Origin of the sequence: Bacillus sp. A01H (assembly GCF_045277205.1) — a bacterium.
GTDB classification, from domain to species: Bacteria; Bacillota; Bacilli; order Bacillales; family Bacillaceae_G; genus Bacillus_A; species Bacillus_A paranthracis.
In genome coordinates this window covers 3,717,643-3,731,235 of record NZ_CP117702.1, presented here as the reverse complement: position 1 = coordinate 3,731,235, position 13,593 = coordinate 3,717,643, and the positions used below count along the sequence as shown (strand labels likewise).

Sequence of the window (13,593 nt, the reverse complement as noted above, 5' to 3'; positions counted from 1 at the left end):
ATATATCTTCTACTCTTTATAGCTTACTTCATTTTCGGTAATACTAGAGGTAGAATATTGTGATATACTATCCATTTACATAGAAGAATTGAATACTTTAAATTGAGAGGGGTACTTAAATGAGTCAAGAAAAGCAAGTCTTCTCGATAGATTTAGCTGGTCGCCAGCTAACAGTTGAAACAGGTCAGCTTGCAAAGCAAGCGAACGGAGCAGTATTAGTAAGATATGGCGATACAGCGGTTCTATCTACAGCAACTGCATCAAAAGAAGCAAAAAATGTAGATTTCTTCCCACTTACAGTAAACTATGAAGAGCGTTTATATGCAGTCGGAAAAATTCCTGGCGGTTTCATTAAACGTGAAGGTCGTCCAAGTGAAAAAGCAATTTTGGCAAGTCGTTTAATCGACCGTCCAATTCGTCCACTTTTCGCAGATGGATTCCGTAACGAAGTACAAGTTGTCAGCATCGTAATGAGTGTTGATCAAGATTGTTCTTCTGAAATGGCAGCTATGCTTGGTTCTTCATTAGCGTTATCGATTTCAGACATTCCATTTGAAGGTCCGATCGCGGGTGCAACAGTTGGTCGTATTAACGGCGAATTCGTTATCAACCCAACAGTAGAACAGCAAGAACAAAGTGATATTCACCTTGTTGTAGCTGGTACGAAAGATGCAATTAACATGGTTGAAGCAGGAGCAGATCAAGTGCCTGAGGAAACAATGTTAGAAGCAATTATGTTTGGTCATGACGAAATTAAACGTCTAATTGCATTCCAAGAAGAGATTGTACAAGCTGTAGGTAAAGAGAAATCAGAAGTGAAACTTTATGAAGTTGACGCTGATCTTAACCAAGCTGTACGTGAAATGGCTGAGAAGGATATGCATTCTGCAATTCAAGTACATGAGAAACATGCACGTGAAGATGCAATTAACGAAGTGAAAAAGCGTGTAATTGAGCATTACGAAGCGCAAGAAGCTGATGCTGATACATTAGGACAAGTAAATGAGATTTTATATAAAATTGTAAAAGAAGAAGTACGTCGTCTTATTACAGTTGAGAAAATCCGCCCAGATGGCCGTAAAGGTGACGAAATTCGTCCATTAGCATCAGAGGTTGGCATTTTATCTCGTACACACGGTTCTGGTTTATTCACACGTGGACAAACACAAGCATTAAGTATTTGTACATTAGGCGCATTAGGCGATGTGCAAATTTTAGATGGCCTTGGAGTAGAAGAATCAAAACGCTTTATGCACCATTACAATTTCCCATCATTTAGTGTTGGTGAAACAAGACCAATGCGTGGACCAGGTCGTCGCGAAATTGGTCACGGTGCACTAGGAGAACGTGCTCTTGAGCCTGTAATTCCGTCTGAAAAAGATTTCCCATACACAGTACGTCTTGTATCTGAAGTATTAGAATCAAATGGTTCTACTTCACAAGCGAGTATTTGTGGTAGTACTTTAGCAATGATGGATGCTGGTGTTCCACTTAAAGCTCCAGTTGCAGGTATTGCAATGGGTCTAGTTAAATCAGGTGAGCATTACACAATTTTAACTGATATTCAAGGTATGGAAGATCATTTAGGTGATATGGACTTTAAAGTAGCAGGTACAGCACACGGTGTAACTGCACTACAAATGGACATTAAAATCGATGGTCTATCTCGTGAAATTTTAGAAGAGGCATTACAACAAGCGAAAGTTGGTCGTATGCACATTCTAGATCATATGTTATCTGTAATTGCAGAGCCACGCACTGAATTATCAGCGTACGCTCCAAAGATTATTACAATGACAATTAACCCGGATAAAATCCGTGACGTTATCGGACCAAGCGGTAAACAAATCAATAAAATTATTGAAGAAACTGGCGTTAAAATTGACATCGAGCAAGATGGTACAGTATTCATTTCTTCAATAAATCAAGAAATGAACGACAAAGCTAAGAAAATTATCGAGGATATCGTTCGCGAAGTACAAGTAGGTGAAATCTACGAAGGAAAAGTGAAACGTGTTGAGAAATTCGGTGCTTTCGTTGAATTATTCAGCGGTAAAGATGGATTAGTTCACATTTCTGAACTTGCACTTGAGCGTGTAGGTAAAGTAGAAGACGTTGTGAAAATCGGTGATGTAATTACAGTTAAAGTTATCGAGATTGACAAGCAAGGTCGCGTGAATTTATCTAGAAAAGTATTGCTAAAAGAAGAGCAAGAAAAAGAAGCTGCTAAAGAAGAAAACAAACAAGAGCAGCAATAAGCAAAAGCCAGTTTAACTGGCTTTTTTTGTTATGTAAAAATATGATTTGCATATATTTTTATGTCAGTATAGGTATAGTTTTCATTATAACGCTCAAATTAACAAAGATAAGAAGAAAAATGGTTTTTTATATAGTTAATGGGAGGGTTTATATGAAAACTCGTATATTGGCATACATATGTATATTCTTTTTATATGTCAGTGCAGGTTCTTATTCTGTTTTTGCACAGGATCACTTATATGAAGAAATTCAAAAGCATGCAAAACAATATGAGATTGCACCGCAAAATGCGATGATTGATAAGATATGGAAAGCAACACCAGGATATAATGGAAGACAAGTTGATATGGAAGCATCCTATAACAATATGAAGAAATTAAAGCAGTTTGATCAAAAACATCTTGAATTCAAGGAAGTATCACCGAGTGTCCACTTAGAAGATTTATCACCAGCACCAATTTATAGAGGTCATCCGGATAAAAAGATGGTCGGGTTAACAATAAATGTGGCATGGGGAAATGAATATTTGCCTCGTATATTAGAAATATTGAAAAAGCATGATGTGAAGGCGACTTTCTTTTTAGAAGGACGTTGGGTGAAAGAAAATTTACGATTTGCAAAAATGATTGTCGATGCAAATCAAGAAGTTGGAAATCATTCTTATACACACCCTAATATGAAAACGTTATCGTCTGATGAAATAAGAGATCAGTTACAAAAAACAAATCGAATGATCGAAGCAGCTACGAATCAAAAGGTAAGATGGTTTGCACCGCCGAGTGGAAGTTTTCGGGATGAAGTCGTGAAAATTGCAGATGATTTTCAAATGGGAACGATTATGTGGACTGTTGATACAATTGATTGGAAGCGACCTGAGCCAGGTGTACTATTGCAGAGAGTAATGAGAAAAATACATCCAGGTGCTATCGTATTAATGCATCCTACTTCGTCCACAACAGAAGCATTAGATACAATGATTACAAAATTGAAGGAACAAGGATATAAAGTAGGGAATATAACAGAATTACTGGATGAAAAACGTGTAGATTAAATACATTTGCATGACATTCATCCTTAAACTTGTTATCATTAAATAATAGCACTTATTTAGAGAAACTGGCAGTAGGAGGAAAGTTTTTGATTAAAAAATATACTTGTAAAAATGGTGTAAGAATAGTTATGGAGAATATACCAACTGTAAGATCGGTTGCGATTGGTATTTGGATCCATGCAGGATCAAGAAATGAAAATGAAAAAAATAACGGGATTTCTCACTTTTTAGAGCATATGTTCTTTAAAGGAACAGAAACACGTAGTGCACGTGAAATTGCAGAATCATTTGATAGCATTGGTGGGCAAGTGAATGCTTTTACTTCAAAAGAATACACTTGTTACTATGCAAAAGTGCTAGATGAGCATGCTAAATATGCTTTAGATGTATTAGCAGATATGTTCTTTAATTCAACATTTGATGAAGAAGAACTGAAAAAAGAGAAGAATGTCGTATGTGAAGAAATTAAAATGTACGAAGATGCTCCAGATGATATTGTGCATGATATGTTAACGAAAGCAACATATGAAACGCATCCGCTTGGATATCCTATTTTAGGAACAGAAGAAACGCTTAATACGTTTACAGGTGATACGCTACGTCAATATATTAAGGATCATTACACACCTGAAAATGTAGTTGTATCAATTGCAGGAAATATTGATGAAGCCTTTTTACAAACAGTAGAGCAATATTTCGGTAGTTATGAAGGAACGACAAACCGTGAACAAGTACATAGCCCAATTTTCCATTTTAATAAGGTAGCACGTAAAAAGGAAACAGAACAAGCTCATTTATGTTTAGGATATAAAGGCTTACAAATGGGACACGAAGATATTTATAACTTAATTGTATTAAATAACGTTTTAGGCGGTAGTATGAGTAGCCGTTTATTCCAAGAAGTACGTGAGCAACGCGGGTTAGCTTACTCAGTATTCTCTTACCATTCTTCTTATGAAGATACAGGCATGTTAACGCTGTATGGTGGAACAGGTAGCCAACAATTGGATACACTGTATGAAACAATGCAAGAAACATTAGAAACATTGAAAAATACAGGTATTACAGAAAAAGAGCTTATGAATAGTAAAGAACAATTAAAAGGAAACTTAATGTTAAGTTTAGAAAGTACGAATAGTCGTATGAGCCGTAATGGTAAAAATGAATTGCTACTTCGTAAGCACCGTTCACTTGATGAGATTATTGAAAGTGTAAACACGGTAACAAAAGAAAATGTAGATGAGTTAATTCGTAACATGTTTACAGATGAATTTTCTGCAGCATTAATTAGTCCAGATGGAAAACTTCCAAAAGGAATAAAACTGTAATTACTATATATGATTTAAAAATAACCGTATCTCTTTTAAATGAGATACGGTTATTTTTTGTGGGTATATAGAATAGGTACTAATTATGGATAACTTAAATGAATAATTTGGATAGGGGTGAGAGTATGCGATTAAGTGAACTAAGCGGGAAAGAAATTGTTAATTTAGAAAGAGCAGAAAAAATGGGGGTTTTAGGTTATGTGGATTTAGAGGTTGATGAGAAGGATGGACAAATACAGGCTCTTATTATACCTGCTGGGAAATGGGGAGGTTTCAAAAAGGAACCACAAGAAATAAGAGTAGCATGGAGGCAAATTAAAAAAGTGGGGCATGATATGATTCTTTGTGATATTACAGATCGTTCAAATTCGAAGTGAAAGATGGCCATTTTGGTCATCTTTTTTTGTTCATTTTACTCAGAGCAAAATCCAACAGAATATCTTTCCTATGCCGAATTTTGAGGTAGGGCCTTCCTACATACAAATAGCGGGATACATGATAGGTGCTTTTTGTTTTTCAATCACCTAAAACTCGTACATTACATATGATGTGGAGGAAAAAGAAAAAGTAGGCACTTTTCTTATAAATGACAGAAAAAGAAGGTGAATTAGGGAATGTTGACTGAGATGCATATTGCTGTCATAGGAGGAGATGCAAGACAGCTAGAAGTAATTCGCAAGCTCGTTGAATTGGATGCGAAACTTTCATTGATAGGGTTTGATCAGTTAGACCATGGCTTCACAGGGGCAGCAAAAGAAAGTATACAAAATTTAGATTTCACTTCTTTAGATGCAATTATTTTGCCAGTTGCAGGTACAAATGCCAAGGGAGAAGTAGATACTATTTTTTCAAATGAAAAAGTTTCTATAACGAAAGAACAAATTGAAAATACACCAGAACATTTTACTATATATTCAGGTATTGGTACGCCTTACTTGGAAAATCTCGTATCTACTACAAACCGTAAACTAATTAAATTATTTGATCGTGATGATGTGGCAATCTACAATTCTATACCAACTGTAGAAGGTACATTAATGATGGTAATTCAACATACCGACTATACAATTCATGGTTCTAATGTAATGGTTTTAGGATTTGGTAGAACAGGGATGAGCGTTGCCAGAGCATTTCAATCATTAGGAGCCCATGTCAAAGTTGGAGCAAGACGATCGGAACATATTGCACGTATTACAGAAATGATGTTTTCTCCTTTTCATATGCAGAACATTGAGAAAGAAGTAGGGGATATCGATATTGTCATTAATACAATTCCACATCTCGTTGTGACAGCGAATGTCATTTCAAAAATGCCGGCTCATACGTTAGTAATTGATTTAGCTTCTAAACCAGGCGGTACCGACTTTAGATATGCAGAAAAAAGAGGAGTCAAAGCGCTGTTAGCACCTGGATTACCAGGTATTGTTGCTCCAAAAACAGCAGGACAAATTTTAGCGAACGTTCTTTCTCAGTTATTAGCAGAAGATGTAATCGCAAGAAAGGAGAATGGGGAATGAATTTAAAAGGGAAAAGAATAGGGTTTGGTTTTACGGGTTCACATTGTACGTACGAAGAAGTAATGCCTCATTTAGAAAAGTTAATTGCTGAGGGAGCTGAAGTGCGTCCAGTTGTTTCTTACACTGTTCAATCAACAAATACGAGATTTGGCGAAGGGGCAGAATGGATTAAAAAGATTGAAGAAGTAACAGGTTTTAAAGCGATTAATTCAATCGTTGGCGCAGAACCACTTGGACCTAAAATCCCATTAGATTGTATGGTAATTGCTCCTTTAACAGGAAATTCTATGAGTAAATTTGCGAATGCAATGACAGACTCTCCAGTATTAATGGCAGCAAAAGCGACGCTAAGAAATGGCAAGCCTGTCGTATTAGCCGTTTCGACGAATGATGCTTTAGGGCTTAATGGAGTAAATCTCATGCGCCTAATGGCCACAAAAAACATCTACTTCGTCCCATTCGGTCAAGACGCACCAGAGAAAAAACCGAACTCAATGGTAGCACGCATGGAGCTGCTTGAAGATACAGTATTAGAAGCACTGCAAGGGAAGCAATTGCAACCGGTTGTCGTAGAAAAATTCAGATATATGAATTAAAAAACGAAAAAAAACGGACAATTTTTGATGAAACCATCATTCTTACTGTAGAATATGATAAAATTAACGTTATTAAGATTAGAAGGGGTATTCTATACTCCTTCTCATTCTAAGTTATAGAAGGATTGGTATCTAGAAAGGGGCATAGTGATGGAAAAGCAAAAAACTTTTCATGTCGCTGTAGTTGGAGCAACCGGCGCAGTTGGTGAACAAATGTTAAATACTTTAGAGAAACGAGAATTTCCAATCGGGAAGTTAACGTTACTTTCATCTAAACGATCTGCAGGTAAGAAACTTGTATTTAAAGGCGAAGAATTTACAGTTCAAGAGGCAACTCCTGAAAGTTTTGAAGGAGTAGATATCGCACTATTTAGTGCTGGTGGATCTGTATCAAAACAATTAGCGCCAGAAGCAGCAAAGCGCGGTGCGATTGTTGTTGATAATACAAGTGCATTCCGTATGACAGAAAACGTGCCACTTGTTGTACCTGAAGTAAATGAAAACGACTTAAAAGAACATAACGGTATTATTGCAAATCCAAACTGTTCTACAATTCAAATGGTAGTAGCTCTTGAGCCAGTTCGTCAGCAATATGGTTTAAAACGAGTAATCGTTTCCACATATCAAGCTGTATCAGGTGCTGGTGCGGCAGCGATTGAAGAACTTCATGAACAATCACAAGCAATCTTAAATGGTGAAGAAGTGAAGGCGAATGTTTTACCTGTATCAGGTGATAAGAAACATTTCCCGATTGCTTTCAACGCGATTCCACAGATTGATAAGTTCCAAGATAATGGATTTACATTTGAAGAAATGAAAATGATTAATGAAACGAAAAAAATTATGCATATGCCAGAGCTAGAAGTAGCGGCAACATGTGTACGTTTACCAGTTGTATCAGGTCACTCTGAGTCTGTTTACATTGAAGTAGAAAAAGAGGGTGTAACAGTAGAGGAATTAAAGAACTTACTTGCAAATGCGGAAGGTATCGTTCTGCAAGATAACCCAGAAGAGCAATTATATCCAATGCCAGCTACTGCAGTAGGTAAAAACGAAGTATTCGTTGGAAGAATCCGTAAAGATTTAAATAACGATAAAGGATTCCATCTTTGGGTCGTATCTGATAACTTATTAAAAGGCGCTGCATGGAATTCTGTTCAAATTGCAGAGCGCTTAGTAAAATTACAATTAGTGTAAACGGCTAAGAGAAGGTGCAAAATATGAAAATTATTGTTCAAAAATTTGGTGGCACATCTGTACGTGATGAAAATGGACGTAAGCATGCGCTTCATCATATAAAAAAATCGCTAGATGCGGGTTATAAAGTAGTGACTGTCGTATCTGCTATGGGTCGTAAAGGTGAACCATATGCAACTGATACGTTGTTAAGTCTTGTAAATCAAGAGGAATCTCACATTTCTAATCGTGAGCAAGATTTATTATTATCATGCGGAGAATTAATCTCAGCAATCGTTTTCTCTAACATGTTAAATGAGAACGGTATAAAAGCGGCGGCATTAAATGGTGCACAAGCTGGTTTTGTAACAAATGATGATTTTACAAATGCTAAGATTATTGAAATGAATTGTGATCGTATACACGAAGAGCTAGAAAATGTAGATGTAATCGTTGTGACAGGATTCCAAGGACAAACGAAAAAAGGTGATACGACAACACTTGGACGCGGAGGTAGTGATACTTCAGCTTCAGCTTTAGGTGTTGCGCTTCATGCTGAATATATCGATATCTTCACAGATGTAGAAGGTGTGATGACTGCGGATCCTCGCATTGTAAAAGATGCACGTCATCTTCAAACTGTAACGTATAACGAAATTTGTAACATGGCGTACCAAGGTGCAAAAGTCGTTCATCCACGTGCAGTTGAAATTGCGATGCATGCAAAAGTACCGCTTCGTGTACGTTCTACGTACTCTGATAGTGAAGGTACGCTTATTTCAGCATCTGACGGCGCTACAAAAGGCCGTGATGTAGAAGAACGTCTTGTTACAGGTATTGCACATGTATCAAATGTGACGCAAATTAAAGTACTTGCAAAAGAAACAGCATATGATTTGCAGCAGCATGTGTTTAAAGAAATGGCGAATGAAGGAATCAGTGTCGATTTAATTAACATTTCACCTACTGGGGTAGCTTATACGGTGAGTGATAATGTATCAAATCGTGCAGTTGAACTATTACAAAACCTTGGATATGAGCCAATTGTGACAGAGCATTGTGCGAAAGTATCTATTGTAGGAGCTGGAATGGCAGGATACCCAGGGGTTACTGCGAAAATCGTTACAGCTTTAGCTGAAAAAGGTATTCAAATTCTGCAATCAGCAGATAGTCATACAACTATTTGGGTTCTTGTAAAAGAAACTGATTTAGTGGAGGCTGTAAATGCATTACATAGTGCGTTTGAGCTTTCAAAAGAAAAGCAACTGGAACAATAAGGAGTGAGACCATGATAGATTTTGGGACAATTGCAACCGCGATGGTAACACCGTTTGATATAAACGGCAATATCGATTTTGCAAAGACAACGAAATTGGTAAATTATTTAATTGATAACGGTACAACAGCAATCGTGGTAGGAGGAACGACAGGAGAATCTCCTACATTAACTTCAGAAGAAAAAGTAGCGTTATATCGCCATGTCGTATCTGTTGTCGATAAAAGGGTGCCCGTAATCGCTGGAACAGGTAGCAATAATACGCATGCTTCTATTGACTTAACGAAAAAAGCAACAGAGGTTGGTGTTGATGCAGTAATGCTAGTAGCACCGTATTATAACAAACCGAGTCAAGAAGGAATGTATCAGCACTTTAAAGCAATTGCTGAAAGCACGCCGCTTCCGGTTATGCTATATAATGTTCCAGGACGATCTATTGTACAAATCTCCGTTGATACAGTTGTTCGTTTATCAGAAATAGAAAACATTGTTGCGATTAAAGATGCAGGCGGCGATGTGTTAACAATGACAGAAATCATTGAAAAAACAGCGGACGACTTTGCGGTATACAGCGGTGATGACGGTTTAACGCTACCAGCTATGGCAGTTGGAGCGAAAGGTATCGTTTCTGTAGCATCTCATGTTATCGGAAATGAAATGCAAGAAATGATTGCAGCGTTCCAAGCAGGTGAATTTAAGAAGGCGCAAAAATTACATCAATTACTTGTAAGAGTAACGGATTCATTATTTATGGCGCCAAGTCCAACACCAGTAAAAACAGCGTTACAAATGGTTGGATTAGATGTAGGTTCTGTACGTTTACCACTTCTTCCATTAACAGAAGAAGAAAGAGTAACGTTACAATCTGTTATGCAATCTATCCCTCGTTAATAAAAAATGACCTAGTATAGAACTAGGTCATTTTTTATTTGTATGAAAGTCTTTCCCTCTCTTTTCTTATCTTGCCTATATATGTTTTTATAAGATCATTAACTGGTTTTTCATTATATATTGCAACATGTAAAAGAAAATAATCTTAACCCTTTAAAGGAATTAAAAAGTCATAGTTATTTATAGAATGAACGCTTATATAAACGTAATAAAGTACCAATTCTATTTTTGAGAGTAATTACTTCAAATATGACGTAATTCATAAAAAAACTCCATTTTATAAGTATTTTTGTCCAATTCTAGAAAAATAAGTCTTTAAAATCTATATTATGAAATAAATTTAGAGTATTTATAGCTATTTCTTTAAAACGATATGGGGTACGAAATCGGAGTAAATATAAAGGACATCAGTTCGATAAGTTTGTTGGGAATGCGTTCTTTTCCTTTTTCTTTCGCACGATTTAACTTGTGTTCTATTTCTTGTATCAGGTATAATATGGCTAAGTAGCTTAGTACGGGTATGCTTAGCAAAATTGGTAAAAATTATAATTTGATTACATTTTCATATCATATCGAATAAGATATTTGATTTATATAATGAAAGAGAGGTGAAACCTGGTTTAAAAAATAAACAAGGACATGATATCGCATAACGGTAAGGACATTCGTCTTGGACGGTGAATATATGGTGGTTGTAGAGTTTCCCCTGGTGTCTCTGCAATTTTAGTGAAATCAGTGTTTGAAAGATTTTTAAACCAGGCAACAACATGAAGAGAAAAGAGAATGAGTCTGTTAAAGTATTTGCTCTTGGTGGAGTAGGTGAAATCGGGAAAAACATGTACTGTGTTGAAATTGATTCTGAAATCTTTATTGTAGATGCAGGGTTAATGTTCCCGGGAGATGAAATGTTTGGAATTGATATCGTTATTCCTGATATTACATATTTAGTAGAAAACCAAGAGCGAGTAAAAGGTTTATTTATTACTCACGGTCATGAAGATCATATTGGTGGCATTGTTTACGTACTTCGTAAATTATCAATTCCAGTGTATGCAACGAAATTAACGGTAGGACTTATACAAGAAAAACTGGGCGAAGCGGGTATGTTAGGCCGTGTAGATTTAAAAACAATCGATTCAAATTCAACAGTAGAGTTCAATACTACAACGGTGTCATTCTTTGGAACGACACATAGTATTCCAGATTCTGTTGGTGTTTGTTTCCATACATCAAAAGGTGCGATCGTATATACGGGAGACTTTAAATTCGATCAAACTCCAATTGGAAATAGTGGAGCAGACCTTGGGAAAATGGCTCAAATCGGAAATGAAGGCGTTCTATGCTTATTATCTGATAGTACAAATGCTGAGCGTCCAGGCTATACAGGTTCTGAAAAAGAAGTTGGTGTAGAAATTTCTAAAGTGTTCTACGGCGCAGAAGGACGTATTATCGTTGCTTCATTTGCATCGAATGTACATCGTATTCAACAAGTATTTGATGCAGCTGCTGAAACAGGACGAAAAGTAGCGGTTGTAGGACGTAGTATGGTGAAAGTGGTAGATATCGCAAGACGTCTTGGTTATTTAGATGTTCCAGAAGGTATGGTTATTTCACTACAAGAAGTAGACAATTTCCCAGAGAAAAAGGTAGCTATTTTAACGACAGGTAGCCAAGGTGAACCGATGGCAGCCCTTTCTAGAATGGCAAAGCAAGCTCATAAACAAATTTCAATTCGTAAAGGTGATACGGTTATTATCGCGGCATCTCCAATTCCAGGTAATGAAATATCTGTATCAAAAATTATTGACTTGTTATTTAGAGCGGGAGCTGAAGTTGTTTATTACGGTGAAAGAAAAGTTCACGTTTCAGGTCACGGTAGCCAAGAAGAATTAAAATTAATGTTAAATTTAATGAAACCGAAATATTTTGTACCCGTACATGGTGAGTTCCGTATGCAAAAAGCACATGCATACTTAGCTGAAGATGTAGGTATTGCAAGAGAAAATATCTTTATTGTAGAAAAAGGCGATGTAATTGCTTTTGGTGACGATGAAGCAAACTTAGTTGGCAAAGTGCAAGCTGGTAATGTGTTAATTGATGGATTAGGTGTAGGTGACGTTGGTAATATCGTTCTTCGAGATAGAAAAATGTTATCTCAAGATGGAATATTAGTAGTTGTTGTAACACTGGGTAAAGATGAAAAGAAAATTATCTCTGGTCCAGAAATCATCTCACGTGGATTTGTATATGTACGTGAATCAGAAGCGTTAATTGACCGCTCTACAGAGATTGTACGTATGATTGTTGAGCAATCAATTAAAGAATATTCAATTGAATGGTCTATGTTAAAACAAAATATTCGTGAATTATTAGGGCAGTTCTTGTACGAAGAGACGAAGAGAAAACCTATGATTTTACCGATTATTATGGAAGTATAAAAAAGATCACCTTTACGGGTGATCTTTTTTCTTTTTTCACTCTATCGAATGAAATTTATAACTTAAGAAATACTAATTATATACGAGTGAAAGGGGATGCGATATGACAGAACGTGATCGTTATACAAATGAAGAGAAAGAGGCTGAGCCGAAAGAAACCGGAAAAGAAGCTTCAATAGTGGAAAAAATTCAGCAGCTTGGACAAACGAATGTACCGCAAATGAATGAATCACGTATTCATTGTTTAACAATTGTTGGACAGGTGGAAGGTCATGTTCAGTTGCCGCCGCAAAATAAAACAACAAAATATGAGCATATTATTCCACAAATTGTTGCGATTGAACAAAATCCGAAAATTGAAGGCTTGCTTTTAGTGTTAAATACAGTTGGAGGTGACGTTGAAGCTGGGCTAGCAATTTCTGAGATGGTCGCTTCACTTTCAAAACCGACAGTATCTTTAGTTTTAGGCGGAGGGCATTCTATCGGTGTACCGATTGCAGTTTCTACAGACTATTCATTTATTGCAGAAACTGCGACGATGACAATTCATCCGATTCGTCTAACAGGTCTTGTTATAGGTGTGCCGCAAACATTTGAGTATTTAGATAAAATGCAAGAAAGAGTCATTCGCTTTGTGACGAAGCATTCGAAAGTAACGGAAGATCGTTTTAAAGAGCTTATGTTTGCGAAAGGGAATTTGACGCGAGATATTGGTACGAATGTAATTGGTGGAGATGCAGTGAAGTATGGTCTTATAGATGATGTCGGTGGTATCGGAAATGCGATTCGAAAATTAAACGAATTAATAGATAATCGCGCGGATGATCATGCAGAAGGGACAATGTTACAATGATTTTATATACAATTATGCCAGAGCAACTCGTGTATCCAGCCGATTATTCGCAATGTGAAAGTCAAAAAGTCGTAAATATAAATGGTGTTGAATTAATGGTTTCAGAAGAAGAACATGGGTATTATTCTATTGTACGCGTGTTAAGTACGGATCCGCTTCACTACTTAGAGTTTGAGCCGGGACAGAAAATAACCTTTTAGCAAAAAGA

General features: G+C 36.6%; 12 protein-coding genes. All 12 read left to right on the top strand.

Features of this window, described 5'->3' with window-relative positions; genetic code table 11:
- The first annotated feature begins 119 nt into the window (after positions 1-119).
- The 12 genes from pnp to PSR14_RS19545 all read left to right on the top strand — a co-directional run bounded on the left by pnp (position 120) and on the right by PSR14_RS19545 (position 13,585).
- The gene (gene pnp, locus PSR14_RS19600; RefSeq protein WP_000076746.1) at positions 120-2,258 is read left to right on the top strand and encodes a polyribonucleotide nucleotidyltransferase; all 2,139 of its coding nucleotides are present in this window, start codon (positions 120-122) and stop codon (positions 2,256-2,258) included.
- Between the two features lie 152 nt (positions 2,259-2,410).
- Positions 2,411-3,310: a polysaccharide deacetylase family protein gene (locus PSR14_RS19595; protein WP_000857421.1), complete on the top strand. Its 900-nt coding sequence runs from the start codon at positions 2,411-2,413 to the stop codon at positions 3,308-3,310.
- An 86-nt stretch (positions 3,311-3,396) separates the two neighbouring features.
- Positions 3,397-4,638 (top strand): pitrilysin family protein, encoded by a 1,242-nt coding sequence (locus tag PSR14_RS19590; RefSeq protein ID WP_000592994.1) that lies wholly within the window; start codon positions 3,397-3,399, stop codon positions 4,636-4,638.
- 125 nt (positions 4,639-4,763) lie between these two features.
- Entirely contained in the window at positions 4,764-5,015 is a 252-nt protein-coding gene (locus PSR14_RS19585; RefSeq protein WP_001239753.1) for a YlmC/YmxH family sporulation protein, read from the top strand.
- Between the two features lie 237 nt (positions 5,016-5,252).
- Positions 5,253-6,155 carry a dipicolinic acid synthetase subunit A gene (gene dpaA / locus PSR14_RS19580; protein WP_000954725.1) on the top strand — a complete coding sequence of 301 codons (903 nt, stop codon included), beginning with the start codon at positions 5,253-5,255 and terminating at the stop codon, positions 6,153-6,155.
- Positions 6,152-6,751 (top strand): dipicolinate synthase subunit B, encoded by a 600-nt coding sequence (dpaB, locus tag PSR14_RS19575; protein ID WP_001049480.1) that lies wholly within the window; start codon positions 6,152-6,154, stop codon positions 6,749-6,751. The genes dpaA and dpaB overlap by 4 nt, the downstream gene beginning before the upstream one ends.
- Before the next feature lie 150 nt (positions 6,752-6,901).
- A complete protein-coding gene (gene asd, locus PSR14_RS19570) occupies positions 6,902-7,948 on the top strand; it encodes an aspartate-semialdehyde dehydrogenase (protein ID WP_000414848.1) in 1,047 nt (348 codons plus the stop codon).
- A gap of 23 nt (positions 7,949-7,971) precedes the next feature.
- Entirely contained in the window at positions 7,972-9,204 is a 1,233-nt protein-coding gene (gene dapG, locus PSR14_RS19565; protein ID WP_061185436.1) for an aspartate kinase, read from the top strand.
- Between the two features lie 11 nt (positions 9,205-9,215).
- Complete coding sequence (gene dapA, locus PSR14_RS19560; protein ID WP_000564761.1) at positions 9,216-10,094, top strand: 4-hydroxy-tetrahydrodipicolinate synthase; 879 nt, start codon at positions 9,216-9,218, stop codon at positions 10,092-10,094.
- A gap of 767 nt (positions 10,095-10,861) precedes the next feature.
- On the top strand, positions 10,862-12,532 hold the full coding sequence (locus tag PSR14_RS19555) for a ribonuclease J (protein WP_000823084.1): 1,671 nt from the start codon (positions 10,862-10,864) through the stop codon (positions 12,530-12,532).
- A 103-nt stretch (positions 12,533-12,635) separates the two neighbouring features.
- Positions 12,636-13,385 (top strand): translocation-enhancing protein TepA, encoded by a 750-nt coding sequence (tepA, locus tag PSR14_RS19550; protein WP_000139815.1) that lies wholly within the window; start codon positions 12,636-12,638, stop codon positions 13,383-13,385.
- The gene (locus PSR14_RS19545; RefSeq protein ID WP_000605027.1) at positions 13,382-13,585 is read left to right on the top strand and encodes a YlzJ-like family protein; all 204 of its coding nucleotides are present in this window, start codon (positions 13,382-13,384) and stop codon (positions 13,583-13,585) included. Before tepA ends, PSR14_RS19545 begins: the two co-directional genes overlap by 4 nt.
- The last annotated feature ends 8 nt before the right edge of the window (positions 13,586-13,593 follow it).

What these genes read in the sequence shown, in the direction of transcription:
- pnp (WP_000076746.1), top strand. Translation starts at nt 120, where the DNA reads ATGAGTCAAGAAAAGCAAGTCTTCTCGATAGATTTAGCTGGTCGCCAG.
- PSR14_RS19595 (WP_000857421.1), top strand. Translation starts at nt 2,411, where the DNA reads ATGAAAACTCGTATATTGGCATACATATGTATATTCTTTTTATATGTC.
- PSR14_RS19585 (WP_001239753.1), top strand. Translation starts at nt 4,764, where the DNA reads ATGCGATTAAGTGAACTAAGCGGGAAAGAAATTGTTAATTTAGAAAGA.
- dpaA (WP_000954725.1), top strand. Translation starts at nt 5,253, where the DNA reads ATGTTGACTGAGATGCATATTGCTGTCATAGGAGGAGATGCAAGACAG.
- dpaB (WP_001049480.1), top strand. Translation starts at nt 6,152, where the DNA reads ATGAATTTAAAAGGGAAAAGAATAGGGTTTGGTTTTACGGGTTCACAT.
- asd (WP_000414848.1), top strand. Translation starts at nt 6,902, where the DNA reads ATGGAAAAGCAAAAAACTTTTCATGTCGCTGTAGTTGGAGCAACCGGC.
- dapG (WP_061185436.1), top strand. Translation starts at nt 7,972, where the DNA reads ATGAAAATTATTGTTCAAAAATTTGGTGGCACATCTGTACGTGATGAA.
- dapA (WP_000564761.1), top strand. Translation starts at nt 9,216, where the DNA reads ATGATAGATTTTGGGACAATTGCAACCGCGATGGTAACACCGTTTGAT.
- PSR14_RS19555 (WP_000823084.1), top strand. Translation starts at nt 10,862, where the DNA reads ATGAAGAGAAAAGAGAATGAGTCTGTTAAAGTATTTGCTCTTGGTGGA.
- tepA (WP_000139815.1), top strand. Translation starts at nt 12,636, where the DNA reads ATGACAGAACGTGATCGTTATACAAATGAAGAGAAAGAGGCTGAGCCG.
- PSR14_RS19545 (WP_000605027.1), top strand. Translation starts at nt 13,382, where the DNA reads ATGATTTTATATACAATTATGCCAGAGCAACTCGTGTATCCAGCCGAT.